Raw genomic sequence first — 20,542 nt, 5'->3', positions numbered from 1 at the left:
GCGGCGTGGCGGACGCACGCCAGGCCCGGCGCGTCGGCGCCTGCGACCCAGGCCGCGAGCCGGCCTCTCGGCCGGCTCGCGTGCACGCTGGGGATGTGAGCGTGCTGCCGGCGGTCCGGCCGATGGACGGCTCGCCTCACCGGCTACCGCGCCGGGGACATCGGCAAACCGCGGGCGAGCGGCCACGCGCCCGCCCGGCCGTCAGGACCGCGGCCGCCGCGAGCCGTCGCAACGTCGGGTCGCGCTCCTACCCTGTCGGGCCCGCGCCCATCGAGCGCGCGGCCCCCGTCATGCCCCTGCACCTCGTCACCGGCCCCGCCAACGCGGCGAAGGCGCGCGTCCTCCTGGACGCCGCCCGCGCGCGCTCGGCCGCGTCGCCGCTGCTCGTCGTGCCGACCACCGCCGACGTCGAGATCTACCGGCGCGAGCTGGCCGCCGACGGCGCCGTCCTGGGCGTCCGGGTCGAGCGCTTCGACGGCCTGCTGCGCGACCTGGGCCGCCGCGCCGGCGTTCCGGGCCGGACGCTGACCGAGCTGCAGCGCGAGCGCGTCGCCGCGGCGGCGATCGCCGCCACGCCGCTGGAGCGCCTAGGGGCCGCGGCGGCGACGCCCGGCTTCGCGTCGGCGCTCGTCGCCTTCGCCGAGGAGCTCGGCGAGGCGCGCGTCGAGCCGCCGCGCTTCGTCGTCGCGCTGCGCGCCTGGGCCGCCGGCGACGCCGCGCGCGCGCCGTTCGCCGAGGAGCTCGGCGCGCTGATCCTCGCCTACCGCCGCGAGCAGGACCGCACCGGCCGCCGCGACCGTCCAGGCCACGTCACCGCCGCGCTGGACGCCCTGCGCGCGGACCCCGCGCGGTGGGGCGGGACGCCGGTCTTCCTGTACGGCTTCGACGACCTCTCGCCGCTGCAGCGCGACGTCGTCGACACGCTCGCCAACGCCGTCGGGGCCGAGGTGCTGCTGTCGCTGACCTTCGAGCCCGGCCGGACCGCGTTCGCTGCACGCGCCACGCTGCATCAGGACCTCCTGGCGCTCGGCGCGAGCGAAGAGCGGCTCGACGCCGTCGCCGACTACTACGCGCCGACCGCGCGCGCCGCGCTGCACCACGTCGAGCGCTCGCTCTACGAGCCTGACACGACGCGCGTCGACCCGACCGGCGCGCTCGTCGCGCTCGAGGGCGGGGGCGAGCGCGCCGAGGTCGAGCTCGTCGCCGCCGAGGTCGCGCGCCTGATCCGCGAGGAGGGCTACGCCGCCGACGAGATCGCGGTCGTCCACCGCGGGCTCGACGCGGTCGCGCCGCTGATCGACCTCGTCTTCCGCACCTACGACATCCCGTCCGCGGTCCGGCGGACGATCAAGGTCGGGCACACCGCGCTCGGGCGCGGCCTGGTCGCGATGGTCCGTTGCGCGCTGCTCGACGCCTCGGCCGACGAGCTGCTGGCCTGGCTGCGCACGCCCGGCGTCCTGCGCGAGCCGGCGTTCGCCGACCGGCTGGAGGCGCGCGCCCGGCGCGAGGGCGCCCGCACCGCACGCGAGGCGCGCCGGCTCTGGGAGCAGGAGCGCTGGTCGCTAGAGACCCTCGACCACCTCGCCGAGGCCTACAAGAACCACGGCGTCCGCGGGCTGGCCGATCGCGTCGCGAGCGAGGTCGCGCTCCTGCTCGCCGCGCCCTACCGCCGCGCGGCGCACGTCTTCGACGCCGAGGGCGAGCTGGACGCGCGCGTCGCCGCCCAGGTTCGCCGGGCGCTGCGCGAGCTGGCCCAACTGCCTGCCGAGCTCCAACCCGATCCGGCCGCGCTGGTCAACACCATCAACAACCTCGAGGTCTACGTCGGGTCGCAGGCCGGCGCCGGCCGCGTCATCGTCACCCGGCCGCAGTCGCTGCGCGCGCGGCGCGTCCGGGCGCTCTTCGTCCTCGGCTGCAACGAGGGGATCTTCCCGGCGCCCGCCCGGGCCGAGCCGTTCCTGGGCGACGACGACCGCCGCGCGATCAACGCCGCGTCCGGCCTGCGGCTGCGCCTGCACGAGGACGCGCTGAACGTCGAGCGGCTGTTCTTCTACGCCGCGGTGTCGCGGCCGACCGATCTGTTGGCCTTGAGCTGGCACGCGGCCGACGACGAGGGCGCGCCGGCGGTGCGGTCGCTGCTGGTCGACGACGTCGCCGACCTCGTAACCGAAGGCTGGGCCGCGCGCCCGCGCCGGCGCGAGCTCGGCGCCGCCGGCTGGCCGGCGGACCAGGCGCCGACCGAGCGCGAGGCCGCGCGCTTCTCCGCCGCCGCCGCGCCGCCCGCGACGCCGCCGGTCATCGGCCACCTCCGCGCGCCCGCCGCGCTCGGGCCGCTGCGCGAGCGCCACACGTGGTCGGCGTCGCAGCTGGAGGTCTGGGCGTCCTGCCCGGTCAAGTGGTTCGTCGAGCGTCACCTGCGCCCGGCGGTGCTCGTCCCGGACCCGGAGCCGATGATCCGCGGCGAGCTGGCGCACCGCGTGCTGGAGATCGCGCTGTCGTCGCTGGCCGCCGAGGGCGGCCTGGCGCCGGAGCGGCTGCCCGAGGCACGCGCGCTGGTCGCCGGCGCGCTGGCCGAGCACGCCGAGGACTACAAGATCTCCCCGAACCCGGAGCGGCTGCGCAGCGCGCTGCGGCGCCTCGAGGTCGACCTCGTGCGCTACCTCGAGTTCGCCGCCCACGCCGGCAGCACGTTCGCGCCGTCCCGGTTCGAGGTCCAGTTCGGCAACGCCGAGGACCCGCACCCGCCGCTGGAGCTCGACGGCGGCGCGCTGCGCCTCGCGGGCCGGATCGACCGCGTCGATCTCGATGCCTCCGGTCACGAGGCCATCGTGTACGACTACAAGGGCAAGACCGCGACCGAGCAGGCCAAGTGGCTCGAGAAGGGCAAGCTCCAGATCGGGTTGTACATGTTGGCCCTGCGCCACGTGTTGGGGCTGGAGCCGGTCGGCGGCTTCTACCAGCCGCTGGGCGGGGCGGAGTCGCGGCCGCGCGGCGCGATCCTGCGCGACGCCGATCCCGGGCTCGCCGCGTTCGGCAACGACCGCCTGGACGAGGAGCACCTCGACGCGCTGCTGCGCGCGTGCGCCGAGGCGGCGCGGACCGCGGTCGAGCAGATCCGCGCGGGCGCGCTGGACCCGGCGCCGGACGCGTGCGCCTACACCGGCGGCTGCGCGCACCCGACGATCTGCCGGTGCGTGACGTCGTGACCGCCGCGTCGCTGTACGACGACGCCGGCGCGATGATCGGCCGGGCCGGGCTGCCCTTCACGCCCGAGCAGGCCGGCGCGATCGCGCGCCGCGAGGGCTCGCTGCTGCTGTCGGCCAACGCCGGGTCGGGCAAGACCTCCGTGTTGAGTGAGCGCTTCGTCCGCTCGGTGCTGGAGGACGGCGTCGAGCCGGGGCGGATCCTGGCGATCACGTTCACCGACAAGGCGGCGGGGGAGCTGCGGACGCGCGTGCGCGCGCGGTTCGTCGAGCTCGGGCGGCGCGACCGCGCGCGCGACCTCGACGCCGCCTGGATCTCCACCTTCCACGGGCTGTGCGCGCGCATCCTCCGGGCGCACGCGGTCCGGGCCGGGCTGGACCCGGCGTTCGCGGTGATGGAGGACGCCGACGCGCGCGACGTGCGCGCCACCGCGTTCGAGCAGGCGCTCGCGACGTTCCTCGCCGACGGCCGTTCCGACGCCCTGGACCTGGTCGCCGCCTACGGCGTCGACGCGCTCCAGGCGCTGATCGGCATCGTCCACGACCAGCTGCGCAGCTCGGGGATGACGCGGCCGTCGCTGCCGGCCGTCGGCGCGAGCCTGCCGGACCCGGCGCCGCTGGCCCGCGCGCTGGCGGGCGCCGAGGGCGAGCTGGAGCCGGCGGAGCAGAAGCGCAGCATCGTCGCGGCGCGCGGCGCCCTGGCCCGCTGCCGGCGGCTGCTCGCCGCGCTGGACGGCACCGGTCCGGACGCGGCGCCCGCGCTCGCCGACCTCGACGCCGCCGCGTTCAAGCCAGGCAACACCAAGGCCTTGAAGGGCGACGGCTGCGCGGCGTACCTGGCGGCGCTCGACGCGTTCGCCACCGCATGGCGCGACACGCTCGCCGCTCGCGCGGTGGCGCTGCTGGACGAGCTGCTGGGCCGCTACGCCGACACCTACGCCGCGGCCAAGCGCGCCCGTGCGGCGCTGGACTTCGACGACCTCGAGCTGCTCACCCGCGACCTGCTGCGGGCCGCGCCCGCGATCCGCGCGTCCTACGCCGAGCGCTTCAGCCGGGTGATGGTCGACGAGTTCCAGGACACCAACGCCACGCAGCTGGACTTGTTGGGGTTGTTGGGCGAGGACCGCTTCGTCGTCGGCGACGAGCTGCAGTCGATCTACGGGTTCCGCCACGCCGACGTCGGGATCTTCCGCGCGCAGCGCGCCGCGCTCCGGCAGGTGGGCGCCGCCGCCGAGCTGGCCGCGAACTTCCGCAGCCGACCCGACATCCTCGCGGTGCTCGACGACGCGATGGGGGAGCTGCACGGCGCCGCGCACGTCCCGTTCGTCGCGGGCCGGTCGCCGGACGGCCAGCCCGACGGCCCGGTCGTCGAGCTGCTGCTGACCGACGGCGACGCGGTGGAGGCGTGGCCGGCGGAGCTGCTCGCGTCGCTGCCGGCCGCGAGCGCCAAGCGCCGGGCCGAGGCGCGCGTGGTCGCCCAGCGCGTGGCGGAGCTGGTGCGCGTCGAGGGCGTCCCGGCGTCCGACGTCGTGGTGCTGCTGCGCGCGGCGACCGACATGGCGGTCTTCGAGCGCGCGATCGAGGAGCAGGAGCTGTCGACGCTCGCCGCCGGCGGCCGCGGCTACTGGGGCCGCCAGCAGGTGCTCGACCTGTGCGCGTACCTCGGCGCGCTGGCCAACCCGCGCGACGAGCTGGCGTTGTTCGGGTTGTTGGCCTCGCCGCTGGTGGGCGTGAGCGCCGACGGCCTCGCGATCCTGGCGCGCCGCGCGAGGCAGGGCGGGCGCTGGGAGGCGCTGACCGCCGAGGGCGTCGCGCTGCACGACCTGCTCCCCGACGCCGACCGCAGCGCGGTGGCGAACTTCTGCCCGTGGTTCGTCGGCGAGCGCGAGCACGCCCCGCGGCGCGGGCTCGACGAGCTGCTGCAGCGCGTGGTCGACCGCACCGGCTACGACCTGCATGTCCTCGGCCTACCCGGCGGTCGGCGCCGCTGGGCGAACGTGTTGAAGCTGCAGCGGCTGGCCGCGGGCTTCGAGGCGCGACGCGGGCGCGACGTCCGCGGGCTCATCGACCTGGCGACCGCCGAGCTGGAGGCCGAGGCGCGCGAGACCGACGCGCCCGTCGAGCTGGGCGACGCGACCGCGATCCGCCTGATGACGATGCACGCCGCCAAGGGCCTGGAGTTCCCGGTGGTCGTCGTCGCCGACCTCGGCCGGCCGGGCAACAACAGCAGCGACGACCTGCTGGTCCGCGGCGACCGCGTCGGCCTGCGGCTGCGGACGGTCGACGGCGGCTCGGCCAAGGCCCTGGCCTTCGACGAGCTGCGCGAGGCGCAGCAGACCGCCGACATGGAGGAGGAGCGCCGGATCCTCCACGTCGCGATGACCCGTGCCGAGGAGCGGCTGATCCTGTCGGGGACCTTCGAGGCCGACCGGTGGCTCGGGACGCCCGCGCCCGCCGTCGCGCCGCTGCGCTGGCTCGCGCCGCGCTTCGTCTCCGGCCTCGCCGGCCTGGTCGAGCACGCGGTGGAGGCCGCGCCGGTCCTCGCCGACCCACGGCCGGAGGCGGCGCGCCCCCGCATCGCGGTCCGCACCTTCCGCGCGCCGCCGCCCGAGACGCTCCAGACGCCCGCGCCGATCGCCGCCGAGGCCGCCGGGCCGGGCGTGCCCGAGCCGGCCGTCGCCGAGGCCTCCGGCGGCCAGCTGGCCTTCGACCTCTTCGACGCGCCGCCGGCCGCGCCGCGGCGCGTGTTCGCCGCGCCGGCCGCGCCGGAGCAGCCGCCCGCCACACCCGCCACTCCGCCGCGGGCGCTCCCGGCGGCGCCCGCGCGGCCGCTGCCCGCGACGTTGTCCTACAGCTCGCTCGCCGCCTACGACCGCTGCGCCTACCGGTGGTACCTCGAGCGCGTCCTGCGCCTGCCGCGGGAGGATCCCGGTCCCGCGCTTGCCCGCGCCGAGCGGCCGGCCGGGCCGGTGCCCGACGGCCTCGACGCGCTCACCCGCGGGTCGCTCGCCCACGCCCTGCTCGAGGACCTCGACTTCGCCCGGCCCGCGTCGCCGACCGAGGAGGCCGTCCGCGCCGCGGCCGCCCTCATGGAGGCCGAGCTGACGCCCGCCGACGTCGTCGACCTCCAGCACCTCGTCGCGGCCTTCGCGCAGTCCACGCTCGCCACCCGCCTGGCCCAGGCCCAGGACGTCCGGCGCGAGCACGGGTTCGTCGTCGGCCTCGGCGATGAGCGGGCGCCGCTGCTCAACGGCGTCGTCGACGTCATCGCCTTCGAGGACTCCGGCGGCGCGCTGGTCGTCGACTACAAGTCCGACGTCGTCGGGCCCGACACCGACCTGGAGGCCTACGTCGAGGGCGACTACAAGGCCCAGCGGCGCATCTACGCGCTCGCGGCCCTGGGCGCCGGCGCGGCCGACGTCGAGGTCTCCCACCTGTTCCTCCACCGTCCGGCGGAGCCGGCGACCGCGATCTACGACCGCGCCGACATCCCGCGCCTGCGCGAGGAGCTCGACCAGCTCGTCGCGGGCATCGCCGCCGAGGACTTCACGCCGACCGCCCGCCCGCACCGCGGCCTCTGCCTGACCTGTCCCGGCCGCCGCGCCCTCTGCCACCACCCTGAGGAGCTGACGCTCCGCGAGGACCCGACCCCGGTCAGCTAGGCGGCGGCGACAGCGACGGCGGGCCGCCGCGCCCGGCGCTCTCGGCCCGTTCCAGCTCGGCGTTGAGCTCCGCGCCGAACAGGAGCGCGCACGACGACAGCCACAGCCACAGCAGCAGCACGATCACCGCGCCGGCCGCGCCGTATGCCGCGCCGTAGCTCGAGAAGTTCTTGATGTAGATGCCGAACCCGATCGACGCGACGATCCAGATCACGACGCCGGTCACCGCGCCCGGGGTGATCCAGCGCAGGCTCCGCGGCTCGCGGTCCGGCGCGTAGGCGTAGATCAACGCGTAGGCCATCAACATGCCGCCCAGCGCGATCGGCCAGCGGACGATCGACCACACGGTCGAGGCGGTGGACCCCAGGCCGATCGCGCCCAGAAGGTCCTGCGCGAAGGCGCCGCCCAGGAACAGCGCGGCCATCACGACCAGCAGGACCACGACGATCGCGAGCGTGATGCCGAGGTCGTTGAGCTTGCGCCCGACGAACCCGCGGTCCTCGTCGACCGCGTAGACGCGGTTGAGGGCCCGGCCCGCGGCGCCGAACGCGCCCGACGCGCCGTTGAGCGCGATCAGGATCGAGATCGCGAGGGCGACCGACACCGCGCCGCCCGACGCGCTGACGATCTTCTCCATGACCGCCTTGACCGCGTCCTGCGTGGCCTGGTCGGCGCCCTGGCGGGCGAGGTAGTCGACCGCGTTGCTCACCGTCTGCTCGTCGCCGATGAGCGAGAACAACGACGTGGCCAGGACGATCGCCGGGAACAGCGACATCATGGCGTAGTAGGTGAGCGCCGCCGCCACGTCGGTCAGCTCGTGGCGGCGGAACTGCGAGAAGGCGCGCTGGGCGGCGCCGACGAACGACGCCTGGCCCAAGTCGAGCCGCGAAGCGGCGCTAGAGGCGATTGCGGCCACCCGTGCGCATGCCGTAGCCGCCGGTGCCGACGCCCCCGATCAGCACGAGGATCGCGGCGACGATGCCCACGATGGCCGGCAGCCCGAGGGCGAGGCACAGCCAGTAGATGAGCGCGGCCACCAGGACGGCGATGAGGATTCCGATCATGACCTACAGGTTCCCCCGACGACGCGATCGTCATTCACCATGCGCCGAACGCTCAGCGTCGCGCTCAGGTCCCGCCGCCGCCGAGCAGCGCGTGCCCGTCGTTCACCGCCCGTGCGACGTCGACGACGGTCCGGTTGTTGGAGCGTGCGTGCGCGCGGAGCCGGTCGAAGGCCTCGCGGTCGGTCAGCCCGTGGCGCTCCATCACGATCCCCTTGGCGCGCTCGATCACGGCCCGGCGCTCCAGCGCCGTCTCCAGCCGGTCGACCTGCTCGGCCAGCCGCGTGGTCTCGGCGTGGCGGCGCGTCGCGATCTCGATCGCGCTCTGGATCGCCTCGGGGTCGCCGTCGCGCACCGCGGCGTAGATCCCGCGCTCGGCGGCGCGGCGCACGAACTCGGCGTCCTCGACCGACAGCAGCGCGATGACCGGCCCGCTGGCGAACGCCTCGATCTCCTCGACGAGGTCGAGCGCGTGCTCGTCGTCGCGGTGCACGACGACCACGCTCAGCTCGGGCTCCTCGCGCGCGATCGCCTCGGTGACCTGGGCGAGGTCGACGGCCGTGGCGGTCACGTCGTGACCGAGCCGACCGAGGACCGAAGCGGTACGTGCGAGCGCCTCTTGGTCCTCATCGGCGGCAAGGATCCGCAGGCCGTCCGCAGGTGCGTCCACCCGCGTATAATAGGTCGCGGACACAGGGCCGACCGCCCCGCTCTGTGTCCGTCCTTCCGCGCCCCATCGCCCCGGCGCTGCACCAGCCCTTTCCGCTCTTGCAGCACGACGCCGAACGCTCACGCGAGGAACGACTCCTCTTCACCCGCCTCTCGGAAGGTCGGGATCCTGCGCTGCGCGACGCCCTCGTCCAGCGCTACCTCCCGCTGGCCCGGCAGCTCGCCCGGCGCTACCAGCGCCCGGAGGAGCCGCTCGACGACCTCATGCAGGTTGCGTCGCTCGGGTTGGTCAAGGCCGTCGATCGCTTCGACGCCTCGCGCGAAGTGGCGTTCTCCTCGTACGCGGTCCCGACGATCCTCGGCGAGATCAAGCGCCACTTCCGCGACCGCACGTGGTCGGTCAGGGTCCCGCGCGACCTCCAGGAGATGGCGCTGAAGGTCGAGCGCGCGGTCGGCGACCTCACGCGCGAGCTGCACCGCCAGCCGTCGGTGGCCGAGCTGGCCAAGCACCTCGGGATCGGCGAGGAGGCCGCGCTGGAGGCGCTGCAGGCCGCCGGCGCCTACCACGCCACGTCGCTGGACACCCCGCGCGGCACCGAGGCCGACCCGGGCGACACGCTGGCCGACACGCTCGGCGGCGACGAGAACGGCTACGACCGCGCCGAGGACCGCGCGACGATCGACCGGCTCATGCGCTCGATCACGCCGCGCGAGCGCGAGGTGCTGCGGCTGCGCTTCGAGGAGGACCTCACGCAGGCCGAGATCGGCGAGATCATCGGCGTCTCGCAGATGCAGGTCTCGCGGCTCATCCGCCAGGCGGTGTCCCGGCTTCGTCTGACCGCGCGAACCGCTGGGCCGGTGGCCGGCCTGCCGGGCGATCGGGATCGCTGACGCTGGCCGCCTGCAGCTCGCGCACCAAGCGGTCGCGCAGCAGCGCGAAGCCGACCGACGCCGAGATCGCCGCCAGCAGCCGCCGGTTGTCGCCGTCCAGCGGCTCGATCTCGTCGAAGACCATCACCAGCAGGCCGAGCACCTCGCCGGCGACCGCGACCGGCACGCCGACCGCATGCAGGCCGTCGGGGACGCCCAGCGCCCGCGCCGTCGTCTCCTCCAGCCATGCGCCGTCGACGTCGCGCAGGGCACGGCCGACCTGCGGATGCGCTGCGACGGTCAGGGCGGTCGCGCCGAGCGCGCCGCGGCGCGTCCCGTGCAGCGCCAGCCGCCCGCTGACGTAGGAGGCCAGGCCGACGTCGACGGCCTGCGTCTGGCGGATGAGGATGTCCAGCGCGCTGGCGATGACGTCCGGGCCCGGCTCGTGCTGGAACTCGGCGGCCAGGCCGCCGAGCGCGTCGAGCCAGCGGTCGTGGCGCTCCTCGCGGTGGCGCAGCCGCGCCAGCTCGTCCTCGGCGGCCGCGAGCGCGACGCGCGCCTCGTGCTCGCCGCGCGTCTCGACGCCGACGATCGCCACGAGCGGCCGCTGGCCCGGCTCGACCGGCAGCCGGTAGACCATCGACCGCGCCCGCATCGGCCGCGAGCCCGCGCCGACGACGCTGCCGCCCCACGGCGGATGCTCGACTTCGACCGGCCGCAGGTCGCGCACGAAGTGCTTGCGCAGGACCGCGCCGGTCTGGTGCGCGGCGACGCCCGACAGCAGCTCGCCGGGCGCGGGGGAGCCCTCGACGGCGCGCAGCGCCGCGTTGCCCCACGCCAGCCGCAGCGGCTCGGGGCCGGAGATCAGCGCGACCGGCACCGGCGCGCGCTCGACCGCATGGCGGAACGTGTCGGCCGGCGGCGCCTCCAGCGGGACGACGTCGCGCGCCAGCGCGATCGCGGCGCTCAACGGCGTGCCGCGACCGGCCGCCTCGCGGATCGACACGACGCGCGCCGCGTCGGCGAGCGCGTAGCGGCGCGGTCCGGACCCGACGCGCACCGGATCTGGGAACCCGAAGCGGCGCTCCCAGGTGCGCAGGCGGTCGCGTGAGACGCCCGTCAGCTCGGCGAAGCGCGTCGCGCTAATCGTCTGCCCACCTTTGTCCACCTCGCGCACAGTGTCAATTGTTGCCCACCAGACGGATGACCAATCATGTCCACCTTGCGTCCCCATCCCCAAAAGTGAGGATACGGCCATCCCCACTTCTGGGGGTGGCAGGGCAGGGACATCACTGGGAGGGGAACATGTACCCGACGACGGCCACGGCCCGCGGCGGCGACGACGTGCGCGCGCTGCTGCATCGATGGCACTTCGACGGCGACCGCGCGGCCCGTGACGAGGTGGCGGCCCGCATGCTGCCGCTCGCGCGCAGCCTCGCGCGCCGCTACGCCAACAAGGGCGAGCCGCTCGACGACCTCGAGCAGGTCGCGTGCGTCGGTCTGATCAAGGCCATCGACCGCTTCGACCTGAGCCGCGACGTGCGGTTCGCGACCTACGCGGTGCCGACGATCGCGGGCGAGCTCAAGCGGCACTTCCGCGACCGCGGCTGGATGATGCGCGTGCCGCGCGAGGTCCAGGAGCTCAGCGGCAAGATCGGCATCGTGCGCGAGCGGCTGGTCCACGACCTCGCGCGCTCGCCGACCGTGGCCGAGCTGGCGCGGGCGACCGGCACCGACGACGACCGCGTCATGGAGGCGCTGGCGGCGGCGGAGGCCTACCGCACGCTCTCGCTCGACCAGCCGTTCCAGGACGGCACCGGGCCGCTGGAGGCGATCGGCGACGACGACCTCGGCTTCGAGCGCGCCGAGGCGCGCGCGATGCTCGCCGACGGCCTGCACGAGCTGGCCCCGCGCGAGCGCGAGATCGTCCGCCTGCGCTACTTCGAGGGCCTGACGCAGCGGGAGATCGCCGAGCACATCGGCATCTCGCAGATGCACGTCTCGCGTCTCATCCGGCGCACCGTGCAGCAGCTGCGCGACAGGATCGCGATGCCCGCCGCCGCTTAGGACGGCGCGTTTGCGGTGAAGACCTCGGGCGCACGCCATGGCGCCCGGGGACACGACCAAGCACGAGGCCCGTGCCGACGAGGAGGAGGCCGAGCGGCTCGACCGCGAGCTGATCGAGCTGCTCAACGAGCTGCGCGTCGTCATGCCCGGCGTGCAGGTGCTGTTCGGGTTCCTGCTGACGGTCCCGTTCCAGCAGCGCTTCGCCGACGTCGACGACTTCCAGCGGATCGTCTACTTCATCACGCTGCTGCTGACCGCCGCGAGCGCGGCGTTCCTGATGGGCCCGTCGGCCTTCCACCGGCTGACGTTCCGCGAGGGGCAGAAGCCCTACCTGGTGGCCCTGGGGACGCGCCAGACGATCGCCGGGATCGTGCTGCTGGCGTTCGCGATGAACGGCGTCCTGCTGCTGCTGACCGATCTGCTGTTCGGAGCCCTGACCGTCGCGATCGTCGTGTCGGCGATGAGCGCGCTGTTCTTCTGGCTGTGGTTCGGTCTGGCGTGGCGGCGCAAGGCATCGGGCAAGAAGGAGTGGTGACACGGCGTTGTGCTTCACCTTCATCGCCGAGGTCGAGCCGCTGCGCGGCGCGCGAGCGCTGCTGCAGGACCTGCACGTCCGCGGCCGCAAGGTCGTGCTCGCCTCCAGCGCGAAGGCCGACGAGGTCGACCACCACCTCGACCTGCTCGACGCGCGCTCGCTGGCCGACGGGTGGACGACGTCGGCCGACGTCCAGGCGACCAAGCCCGACCCGGATCTCGTCCTCGCCGCGATGGACCAGCTGGGCGACGACGGCAAGAACGGCATCATGATCGGCGACCTGCGAACGCGCCTGGACGACACGCCCCTCGGGTACGGCGAGGGCATGACCGTCTTGGAAGTCCCGCAGCCGACCGAGCCCGCGACGCCGATCGTGCCGGAGCCGTCGCCGGTCCCCGCCGACCCCGAGCCGCCCGTCGAGCCCGGAACGCCCGGCGGCCCGGTCGGGCCCGACGTCCCCGAGCCCGACACGCCGCGCGAGGATCCGATCGAGCCGCCCGCGCCCGCGGAGGGACCCGGCGCGTAGCGCTCGCCGGGTAGATTCGGACGACCATGGGCTTCGACCAGTACCACGAGCCTCCGGAGGAGCTGCCGGAGGAGACCCGCACCTTCGCGCGCCTGTGCGCGTCGCTGACCGAGGAGGCCGAGGCGATCGGCTGGTACGAGCAGCGGCTCGCCCTCGAGAAGGACCCGCAGGCGCACGCCGTGATGAGCGACGCCGTCGGCGAGGAGTACAAGCACTTCGCGATGGACCTGGAGTTCCTCCTGCGCCGCAAGCCGAAGTGGCGGGAGATCGCCCAGGGCGTCCTGTTCCAGGAGGGCGACATCGTCGCGCACGGCGAGGCGGCCGAGGCCGCCGCGGGTGAGGGCGACGACGACGCCGGCTACGACGGGTCGCTCGGCATCGGCTCGCTGAAGGGAGCCTCGCTGTGAGCGGCCATCTGCTGCGCAGCCACGCGCCGATCTCGGAGGCGGGCTGGAAGCGGATCGACGAGGAGGCCAAGGCGCGGCTGACGCCGGGCCTGGCCGCGCGACGGCTGGTGGACTTCGACGGCCCGAAGGGCTGGGAGCACAGCGCGACGCCGCTGGGGCGCGTCGGCGACGAGGAGATCTCGCCGCTGGACCGCGTCGAAGGGCGGGTCCGACGCGTCCTGCCGCTGGTCGAGCTGCGCGCGCGGTTCGTCGTGTCGCGGGCCGAGCTGGCCGCGGGCGATCGTGGGGCCGAGGACGTCGACTTCGACGACCTCGACGCCGCCGCGCAGCGCGTGGTCGTCGCCGAGAACGCGGCGGTCTTCCACGGCTGGAGCGACGCGGGGATCGACGGCGTCGCGCGCGTCTCGCCGCACGACGCGATCCCGTGCGGCGACGAGACCGAGCGCTACCCGTCGTTCGTGGCGCGCGCGGTCGAGCAGCTCCTGCGGGCGGGTGTCGGCGGGCCGTACGCGCTGGCGCTGGGGCGCGAGGAGTACACGCGCGTCATCGAGTCCGCCGAGCGCGGCGGCGTCCTGCTGTTCGACCACCTGCGCCAGATCCTGGGCGGCCCGATCGTGTGGGCCCCGGGCGTGGACGGCGGCGTGGTGCTGTCGCAGCGGGGCGGGGACTTCCTGTACGACAGCGGCCAGGACCTCGCGGTCGGCTACGAGTCCCACGACGCCGAGCGCGTGACCCTCTACCTGGAGGAGTCGTTCTCGTTCCGCGTCGCGTCGCCCGAGGCGGCCGTCGCGATCGTGCGGTAGCCACGAGCCCGCGTGGCGTCCGGACCCGACGGGCGCGCTGCCCGCCGGATCCGGATGGAGCCACGTCCCGCGTCGCTAGCCGGAGGCGCCGCCCGGCTGGACCGTGCCGTTGACGGTGAGCGTGTACGGCGCGTACTGCTGCACCTGCTCGGTCGGCTCGTCGTAGGCGACGATCGCCACGACCTGGTCGAACGGGGTGAGCAGCGCGAGCTGCGCCCGGTTCAGCTTGATCGTGCTCTTGCCGTCGAACTCGGCCTGGGCGACCACCGGCAGCTTGCCGGGACGGATCCCGACCAGCTTGACGTTCCAGTTGTGGACGTCGACCGGCTTGATCTCGGTCGGGGACTTGAACGGGGCCAGCGACGACCCGTCGCTGATCACCGTGCCGCCGACGCTGATGTCGTCGACCTTCAGGCCGCCCTCGTTGACGCCGCCGTCGCTGATGTAGTGGATGGCGATGAGGACGTCCGTGCCGGCGTAGGCCGACAGGTCATAGGACTCGCCCTCGAACCCGGTGGTCGTGCCGTTCAGCCCCGGGCCCAGCGGCGCGTCGACCGTGTGGTTGCCGGGGAGCGCCGTGTAGGTGGCGCCGCCGTCGGTCGACACCTGCACGTAGCCGTAGTCGTAGCCTGCCTCCGCGCCGTACTTGGCGAGGAACGTCAGCGTCGGATCGGCCGCCGGCACCGAGGCGGAGAAGACCGCCGAGGCGTCGGTGTTGTTGTCGTTGCCCGAGAACAGGACGGGGTTGCCCGGCCGGTCGGGGTCGTCGCTGACGACCGTCCACGCGAGCGGGGTCGTCGGCAGCGTCTTGGCGCCGTTGAACGTCAGCGACCGCAGGTCGCGTCCGCGCAGCGCCTTGCCGCCGGCACCCTGGAGCGCCACGTAGTCCGCGCCGTTGGGCGCCGCCCCGGGATCGTCGTTGGCGTCCGGGTTGGCCAGGTTGACCGACGAGCGCAGGCTCTTGGTCGTCACCCGGCTGGCCGACGTGCCGAGCACGATCGCGTGCTTGGCGTCGCCGACGGTCTTGTCCAGCAGGGTCATGGACTGGTAGTCGTGCAGCACCCGGTACAGGCTCGACGCGCCCTCGGCCTTCAGCGCGGCCTCGGTGCTCGCCAGCCCCTGAAGCGCTCCGTCGTTGTGGAGCTTGGAGATGATGTCGACCCCGTAGTGGTCATACAGGTAGAGCAGGAACGAGTACGCGTTGCCGTAGTCGGCGAGCACCGCGTTGGCGTTGCCCTGGTCCTCGCCCCACAGGTTCAGCGAGTTCTCCGGCCCGCCGCAGTCACGCGGGTTGGGGTTGAACGCCGTCTGCACCGTGCCGAAGCCCTCGAAGCAGAAGATGTGGCTGTCGGCCCCCTTGTCGTACACCGTGGCGCTGGCGTCGACGTAGCCCGTCAGCGTCTGGGCGAAGTCCGACAGGCCCTCGTTGAGCCACGTCGTCTCGAACGGGTCGGTGTAGTTCTGCAGCAGGTGCTGCCACTCGTGCGCGAAGGTCCCCTCGTAGAGGTTCGGGCGCGCCGGGCGGCTGGTGCAGAGGTCGTCGGTCGGCTCGTCGGGCGGGTCGGCCGTCGTGCGGTGCAGCCAGTCGAACGCGTCGATCGTCATCACGTTGCGGTCGACCAGCTCGTTGAACTGCGACGAGAAGAAGCCCGCGATGTAGGTGGGCGCCGCGGGGAAGGTGTAGTAGTTGTCGTCGCGGACGTTGTCGACGAGCGTGACCGTCTTGTCGCCGTCGCCGGTGTAGTCGCCGGTGATCTGGGCGTTGGTGCCGTCACGGTCGGGAGGCGTGCTGAACGTGCTCGTCTCCTTGGGGTACATGTTGCCGTCGAACTCGGTGACCAGGTGCTCGACCTGGGCGTCGGTGATCTGGGTGGTCGACGCGACCTGGCTGCGGCAGTCGCCGGCCGGGAACGACAGGTCGTTGGCGACCCACACCTCGATGTGGTCGCCCACGCCGCGCAAGGTGTAGTCCTTGCGATAGAGGATGCCGTTGTAGTCGTCGAGCGCGATCCAGGAGCGGACCGTCCCGACGGCGGGCGTGCCGGCCGCGGCGGGCGCGACCTTCTGGGCGTTGCGCTGGGCGCTGGTGACGCCAAGCTGGCTGGTCGAGTACCGCTGGCCCGGCGGAAGCTCCCGCACGCCGAGCGACGATGCCGATGACGCGGCCTTGGCGGTGACCGCGGCCGATGCCGACGCCAGGGGCAGGACCCCGAGGCATGCGGCGGCGATGCCGGCGGCTACGCCGGCAGCGAGGTTCCCTCTGCTCATTACTCCCCCATCTGGATGGCAGAAGCCCCCTTGGCGGGACCCCTGCGACTTGCGGCAGTCCTACCCGATGTGAGCGACGCCGCGCAAGCCTTGCGGCGTCGCGGCGCCAAGGTCGGACGCCAAAGTTCTGCAAAGGTTGGCGTCATGCCCTCAGCCCTCGTCATCGGCGCCCGCAACCTCGGCTTCTCCGTCATCGAGCGCCTGCTCGCCGACGGGTGGACGGTGACCGGTGGCGCCCGCGCAGCCGAGACGCTGGACCGCGTCCGCGCGGCGTCCGCGCGGCGGGCGCGCAGGCGCTGGAGGTCGACGTGACCGACCCGGCGTCGGTCACGGACGCGCTGCGCGCGGCGGCGGCGCGGGGCAAGGGCCGGCTCGACCTGGTGGTCAACGCGGCGTCGCCCTACGGCGGAGGCCGCTCCGGAGGGCCGTTCGGGGGCGGTCCGCTGGCGGAGGCGCAGGCGTCCGGCTTCGAGGACTGGAGCGCGATGCCGGTGCGTGGCGCGTTCGCGTTCCTCAGCGCGTCGGCGCGGTTCCTGACCGAGCAGGGTGGCTCCGGCGCGACGGTCATCCAGGTGACCGGTGGATCGTCGCGCCGCGCGATGCCCGGCCGCGGCCTGTGGGCCGCCGGCGCGTTCGGCGTCCGCGCGCTCACCCAGGCCGCGGCGCTGGAGCTGCGCCCCCAGGGCATCCACGTCGCGCTGCTGATCGTCGACGCGACGATCGACCGCTCCGGCGGCGACGACGCCGCCACCACCGACCCCGCGAGCCTCGCCGACGCCGTCGCCTACCTCGCCTCTCAGAGCCCGCGCGCGATGACCCACGAGCTCCAGGTCACCCCCGCACTGGACAATTGGGTGCCATGAACGACCTCAACGCATCCATCATCGAGGAGTTCCGGGCCAACGCCGGGGAGCTGGGCGGGGACTTCGAGGGCGCGCCGGTGCTGCTGCTCCACAGCCGCGGAGCGCGTAGCGGCGAGCCCCGCGTGCACCCGGTGATGTACCTCAAGGACGGCGAGCGCTACCTCGTGTTCGCGTCCAAGGCCGGCGCCGACACCAACCCGGCCTGGTACCACAACCTCGTCGCCCACCCGGACACCACCATCGAGGTCGGCGCCGGCGAGGTCGCCGTCCACGCGACCGAGCTGGGGCCGAGCGCGTCGAGTGGTACGCCGAGCAGGCCCGGCGCTTCCCCGGCTTCGCCGACTACGAGCGCAAGACCAGCCGCGTGATCCCGGTCGTCGCGCTCACCCCGGCCGCCGCCTAGGCGAGCCCTTCGGCCTCGTACTCCCGCAGGTAGCCCTCGAACAGCCGCCGGTGCCCCTCTTCGTCGCGGAGGATCGCGATGACCATGTCGTTGGTGACGGGATCCACGCCCTCGGTCGCCTCGATGACCGCGTTGTAGTGCTCGATCGCGCCGGTCTCGGCCTCGATCACGCCCTTGATGACGTGGACGACGTCGGTCTGGGGGCCGGGCGGTCGCAGGTTCAAATCCTGTCTCCCCGATACGTACGAAAGGCCCGCAAATGCGGGCCTTTTTCGTGGGCTGAGGTGGGCGTGGCGCGGAGCTTGCGGACCAATTTGCGGACCAATTTCTGCAAAAGGCGCCGTCGCGCCGGCACCGTTTCAACCGGGGTCGCGTTCGTTCGGCTCGGTTCTCGTACGCTCCCGCGTGTTGCCTGGAACGTCTGAACCGATCGCCGAAGAGACCATCCTGTGGGTCCGCTGGAACGCCGCTGCGCTGCAAGCCCGCCCACGGCTCGAGCAGGCGATCGCTGACTTCGATCCGGGATCGCTACCGGCGGCGCAAGCTGCCGCGCGGTGGCTTCGTGCGGATGGCCTGGGCGGCGAGTCACAGCCGTATCTGGCTGTCGTCGATGACGAGGTTGTCGGGTTCTACGCGCTCACCGTCGGGCAGGTCATCCTGTCGAGCCATCACCGCAAGAAGCTCGACTTGACGTTCTCAACGCAGGGCGCGGTGCTGCTGACGTGGATCGCGAAGTCCGCGCGGCATAAGATCGACGGAGGGCTGCTCGTGACGGATGCGATCGGGGTTGCCCTCGAGATCGCTGCGCAAGCGAGCGCGACCGTCTTCGCGCTCGATCCCTACGACGAGCCGACCGCAGAGATGTGGAAGAGCCGATACGCGATGCGCGAATCGCAGACGGAACTGAAGGCACGAGATGGCGAGCCGGTGCTCAGGCGGCTGTACGTGCCGCTGAGCAAACCGGCTGCCTAGAGCTCGATCCGTCGGCCCGATGCGCGCGAGGCCGACAACGCGGTGCGCGACGCGTCGAGTACCGCCTGGACGGCGGGGTCTTCCCAAGCGGCGATCACATCGTTGAGGTCGACGTGCACCACCGCGTGGTGTGCATCCTGAACGAAGTCGACGAGGTCCTCGAGCGTGCCGTTGCGGACCAGGTCCGCCGCACGCTGCAGGTCTGCGGCGATGTCGTCGCGATGGCGCTCGACATACTCCGCCCATGCGGCAGTGAGGAGCTCGCCTGGCGTCTCCTGGACGAACTCCGAGACACGCGTGACCTCGCGCTGAAGCGCGACGGGGACACGGACGGTGGTGGTGGCAGACATCGTGGTTCTCCTGGCGCGGGGAGGGGCTCTAGCCGGTTATCGGCCTAAGTACCCCACGGCTGTAACGCTGTAACAGGACTCTAGCAGAGAGCTCCCTGTTTTCCAGCGCGTGTCGCCCGTAGGATCGGCGTCGTGGATGCGGCCGACGACGCGACGGCGGAGACGACGGGCGCTGATGGGGCGGCGGGACCGTGGCTGGGTCATCGCCAGCGGCTCGCCGACCTGATCCATGCCATACGCGTCGCTGCTCCGCTGCTACATCACCGGGTGCTAGAGGACGGTGGGGCGGGTGCAGTGGCGCTCGACGATGGCTGCGAACTGGTCGTCGCAGGCATGCCCGGTGCCCTGATCGTGCGGCTCACCGCGCCGTCATGGTGTTCGGACAGCGAGAGCCAGCGGTTGGCGATCGTCGCTGCCGTCGCGGTTGCGCCGCAGCCCGGCTGGACCACGCTGCAGACCAGCCATCGACGCACCGATCTCGTGATCAGCTTCGAGGATCCTGAGGCATCTTGACTGGCTCGTCACTCAGCACCGGCTTCCTGGCGAAGAACGTGAACCGCCTTCGGTGTGCCCTCGACCACCACAACGCCACGTGCTCAGGTCAGCCGGAGGCGTTCGTGTTGCACCCGTACGATCGACGGCTTCTGCCGTTTGACGAGCTCTGGGGCGTCCCGCTGCTTGAAGACGCAACTCGCAAGACCAAAGGCTTCGGTATCCGATGTCCGCTGCACGCGGCCGATACGGACGGCCATCCTCCGCTGAGTGATTCGTGACCTTTGGATGGGCGCCGACTGCGCGAACCGCGGCGGCCGGCCGTGGGCGATGCGACGCCCGTGAACCCGCGCACGTCGGCTGAGTTTTGCCGCTCCGAGACAGGCCCCTTGCTGTCCGATGGAAGACCTCCCCGGGGCGAGTCTCCGAAGCTCAAGACCTTCGGACTCGGAGGAGCGATCTTCCACCACAACTAAAAAGCGCCCCCGCGCCGCTGTAACGGCCGGGGGCATGGCCCAAGGAGCTGTACTCCATGGACACCCCGGACGCTATCCAGTCCGACGATGACGCGGTCGTCATCCCCGACCACCTGCGCGAGCTTCTCTCCGCGACCGCGGACCGGATGCTCGAGGACGGATGCGACAACGCGTTCGCTGCCGACATGCGCGACGAGGTCATCGCTGCGGTTCACCTCATCGACGCGTTCGAGCGCGACAGCTTGACGCGCGGCGACGCGCTCGCCCTCATCCCCGGCGCGATCGACTGGGAAATGCCGGTCAAGATGCCCCACACCCTGGAGGGCGTCGAGCAGTACCTGAGCCAGCTGGATCTCGCACGGGAGCTGATCGAGCTCCGTGACCGTCTCGGTGGCCAGCCGCCGGAACCGACGAACGTCATCTAGGGGAGGCGAGCACGATGAAGGTCACCGGAACGGGCAACCCCGCAGCACTGACGCTGCGTCTGCGCGAGCGTGAGGTCGCTGGACTGAAGGACGAACTGGGCCACTGGGCTGCCGTGGCCGACGACGCCGAAGGAGCGGAGGCGCATGCCGGGCCGTCCGAAACGCTGCTGTTCAGCAGCGGGCGTACGCCTGCCGAGGTGCTGGCGGCCGTGACGGCACTTTTGGACCGTTTGACGAGCACCAAGGCCAACGAGCAGGGTCGTGTCCTGGTCTCGGGGCCGACGTGGCTGCTGGGTCCGGCGATCCGCGGCGCGACGGCCGAGGCCGCGAACAGGCTCGTCGCGGTGCTCGAGCGGTTCAGCGGTCGCGGTGACGCCACGCCAGAGGAACTGCGCGATGCGATCTCGGCAGCTTCGGCCTGGAGCGAGACGCTGATGGGTTCCGAGTACGTCCAGAGCGAGGGTCTCTCGGCCTGATCGCGCCCTGCCGG

Annotated in this window: 21 protein-coding genes and 1 pseudogene; 15 read left to right on the top strand and 7 right to left on the bottom strand. The window is 73.2% G+C overall.

Annotation, left to right across the window (positions count from 1 at the left end):
• Nucleotides 1-290 precede the first annotated feature (290 nt).
• The gene (locus tag DSM104299_RS22360; RefSeq protein ID WP_272473876.1) at nt 291-3,206 is read left to right on the top strand and encodes a PD-(D/E)XK nuclease family protein; all 2,916 of its coding nucleotides are present in this window, start codon (nt 291-293) and stop codon (nt 3,204-3,206) included.
• On the top strand, nt 3,191-6,865 hold the full coding sequence (locus DSM104299_RS22355) for a UvrD-helicase domain-containing protein (protein ID WP_272473875.1): 3,675 nt from the start codon (nt 3,191-3,193) through the stop codon (nt 6,863-6,865). Before DSM104299_RS22360 ends, DSM104299_RS22355 begins: the two co-directional genes overlap by 16 nt.
• Here the strand turns inward: DSM104299_RS22355 and DSM104299_RS22350 are convergent.
• The 3 genes from DSM104299_RS22350 to DSM104299_RS22340 form a co-directional block, all read right to left on the bottom strand.
• Entirely contained in the window at nt 6,858-7,781 is a 924-nt protein-coding gene (locus tag DSM104299_RS22350; RefSeq protein ID WP_272473874.1) for a YihY/virulence factor BrkB family protein, read from the bottom strand. The genes DSM104299_RS22355 and DSM104299_RS22350 overlap by 8 nt on opposite strands.
• Nucleotides 7,762-7,929 (bottom strand): hypothetical protein, encoded by a 168-nt coding sequence (locus DSM104299_RS22345; RefSeq protein ID WP_272473873.1) that lies wholly within the window; start codon nt 7,927-7,929, stop codon nt 7,762-7,764. Before DSM104299_RS22345 ends, DSM104299_RS22350 begins: the two co-directional genes overlap by 20 nt.
• Nucleotides 7,930-7,993: 64 nt before the next feature.
• Entirely contained in the window at nt 7,994-8,497 is a 504-nt protein-coding gene (locus tag DSM104299_RS22340; RefSeq protein WP_272473872.1) for an ANTAR domain-containing response regulator, read from the bottom strand.
• A 197-nt stretch (nt 8,498-8,694) separates the two neighbouring features.
• Between DSM104299_RS22340 and DSM104299_RS22335 the strand changes: the two genes are divergently transcribed.
• Nucleotides 8,695-9,486: a SigB/SigF/SigG family RNA polymerase sigma factor gene (locus tag DSM104299_RS22335; protein WP_272473871.1), complete on the top strand. Its 792-nt coding sequence runs from the start codon at nt 8,695-8,697 to the stop codon at nt 9,484-9,486.
• Here the strand turns inward: DSM104299_RS22335 and DSM104299_RS22330 are convergent.
• Nucleotides 9,401-10,642: a MerR family transcriptional regulator gene (locus DSM104299_RS22330; RefSeq protein WP_272473870.1), complete on the bottom strand. Its 1,242-nt coding sequence runs from the start codon at nt 10,640-10,642 to the stop codon at nt 9,401-9,403. The genes DSM104299_RS22335 and DSM104299_RS22330 overlap by 86 nt on opposite strands.
• Before the next feature lie 128 nt (nt 10,643-10,770).
• Here DSM104299_RS22330 and DSM104299_RS22325 point away from each other — a divergent pair, with 128 nt between their 5' ends.
• The 5 genes and pseudogenes from DSM104299_RS22325 to DSM104299_RS22305 all read left to right on the top strand — a co-directional run bounded on the left by DSM104299_RS22325 (nt 10,771) and on the right by DSM104299_RS22305 (nt 13,803).
• A complete protein-coding gene (locus DSM104299_RS22325) occupies nt 10,771-11,532 on the top strand; it encodes a SigB/SigF/SigG family RNA polymerase sigma factor (RefSeq protein ID WP_272473869.1) in 762 nt (253 codons plus the stop codon).
• Between the two features lie 37 nt (nt 11,533-11,569).
• Nucleotides 11,570-12,067 carry a DUF6328 family protein gene (locus tag DSM104299_RS22320; protein WP_272473868.1) on the top strand — a complete coding sequence of 166 codons (498 nt, stop codon included), beginning with the start codon at nt 11,570-11,572 and terminating at the stop codon, nt 12,065-12,067.
• A gap of 7 nt (nt 12,068-12,074) precedes the next feature.
• Nucleotides 12,075-12,593: an HAD family hydrolase gene (locus DSM104299_RS22315; protein ID WP_272473867.1), complete on the top strand. Its 519-nt coding sequence runs from the start codon at nt 12,075-12,077 to the stop codon at nt 12,591-12,593.
• 26 nt (nt 12,594-12,619) lie between these two features.
• Nucleotides 12,620-12,919 (top strand): annotated as a pseudogene (locus DSM104299_RS22310) (ferritin family protein); the annotation flags it as partial.
• A gap of 77 nt (nt 12,920-12,996) precedes the next feature.
• Complete coding sequence (locus tag DSM104299_RS22305; protein WP_272473865.1) at nt 12,997-13,803, top strand: family 1 encapsulin nanocompartment shell protein; 807 nt, start codon at nt 12,997-12,999, stop codon at nt 13,801-13,803.
• Between the two features lie 75 nt (nt 13,804-13,878).
• Here DSM104299_RS22305 and DSM104299_RS22300 read toward each other — a convergent pair whose 3' ends face one another.
• Complete coding sequence (locus DSM104299_RS22300; protein ID WP_272473864.1) at nt 13,879-16,071, bottom strand: choice-of-anchor J domain-containing protein; 2,193 nt, start codon at nt 16,069-16,071, stop codon at nt 13,879-13,881.
• A gap of 144 nt (nt 16,072-16,215) precedes the next feature.
• Here DSM104299_RS22300 and DSM104299_RS22295 point away from each other — a divergent pair, with 144 nt between their 5' ends.
• The 3 genes from DSM104299_RS22295 to DSM104299_RS22285 are packed head-to-tail and all read left to right on the top strand — an operon-like array spanning nt 16,216 to nt 17,302.
• Nucleotides 16,216-16,383, top strand: coding sequence for a hypothetical protein (locus DSM104299_RS22295; RefSeq protein WP_272473863.1), 168 nt, complete (start codon nt 16,216-16,218; stop codon nt 16,381-16,383).
• On the top strand, nt 16,380-16,934 hold the full coding sequence (locus tag DSM104299_RS22290; RefSeq protein WP_272473862.1) for an SDR family oxidoreductase: 555 nt from the start codon (nt 16,380-16,382) through the stop codon (nt 16,932-16,934). The genes DSM104299_RS22295 and DSM104299_RS22290 overlap by 4 nt, the downstream gene beginning before the upstream one ends.
• The gene (locus DSM104299_RS22285; protein WP_272473861.1) at nt 16,931-17,302 is read left to right on the top strand and encodes a nitroreductase/quinone reductase family protein; all 372 of its coding nucleotides are present in this window, start codon (nt 16,931-16,933) and stop codon (nt 17,300-17,302) included. The genes DSM104299_RS22290 and DSM104299_RS22285 overlap by 4 nt, the downstream gene beginning before the upstream one ends.
• A gap of 31 nt (nt 17,303-17,333) precedes the next feature.
• Here DSM104299_RS22285 and DSM104299_RS22280 read toward each other — a convergent pair whose 3' ends face one another.
• On the bottom strand, nt 17,334-17,561 hold the full coding sequence (locus tag DSM104299_RS22280; RefSeq protein ID WP_272473860.1) for a ferritin-like domain-containing protein: 228 nt from the start codon (nt 17,559-17,561) through the stop codon (nt 17,334-17,336).
• Between the two features lie 181 nt (nt 17,562-17,742).
• Here DSM104299_RS22280 and DSM104299_RS22275 point away from each other — a divergent pair, with 181 nt between their 5' ends.
• Nucleotides 17,743-18,309, top strand: coding sequence for a hypothetical protein (locus tag DSM104299_RS22275; protein ID WP_272473859.1), 567 nt, complete (start codon nt 17,743-17,745; stop codon nt 18,307-18,309).
• Here DSM104299_RS22275 and DSM104299_RS22270 read toward each other — a convergent pair.
• Nucleotides 18,306-18,659 (bottom strand): hypothetical protein, encoded by a 354-nt coding sequence (locus DSM104299_RS22270; RefSeq protein ID WP_272473858.1) that lies wholly within the window; start codon nt 18,657-18,659, stop codon nt 18,306-18,308. The two genes, DSM104299_RS22275 and DSM104299_RS22270, sit on opposite strands and share 4 nt — an antisense overlap.
• A gap of 132 nt (nt 18,660-18,791) precedes the next feature.
• Between DSM104299_RS22270 and DSM104299_RS22265 the strand changes: the two genes are divergently transcribed.
• The 3 genes from DSM104299_RS22265 (at nt 18,792) to DSM104299_RS22255 (ending at nt 20,528) form a co-directional block, all read left to right on the top strand.
• A complete protein-coding gene (locus DSM104299_RS22265) occupies nt 18,792-19,172 on the top strand; it encodes a hypothetical protein (RefSeq protein WP_272473857.1) in 381 nt (126 codons plus the stop codon).
• 511 nt (nt 19,173-19,683) lie between these two features.
• On the top strand, nt 19,684-20,052 hold the full coding sequence (locus tag DSM104299_RS22260; RefSeq protein ID WP_272473856.1) for a hypothetical protein: 369 nt from the start codon (nt 19,684-19,686) through the stop codon (nt 20,050-20,052).
• Nucleotides 20,053-20,066: 14 nt separating this feature from the next.
• Entirely contained in the window at nt 20,067-20,528 is a 462-nt protein-coding gene (locus DSM104299_RS22255; RefSeq protein WP_272473855.1) for a hypothetical protein, read from the top strand.
• Nucleotides 20,529-20,542 lie beyond the last annotated feature (14 nt).

It is taken from the genome of Baekduia alba (genome assembly GCF_028416635.1).
Lineage (GTDB): Bacteria > Actinomycetota > Thermoleophilia > Solirubrobacterales > Solirubrobacteraceae > Baekduia > Baekduia alba.
This window is presented reverse-complemented; position numbering and strand designations above follow the sequence as displayed.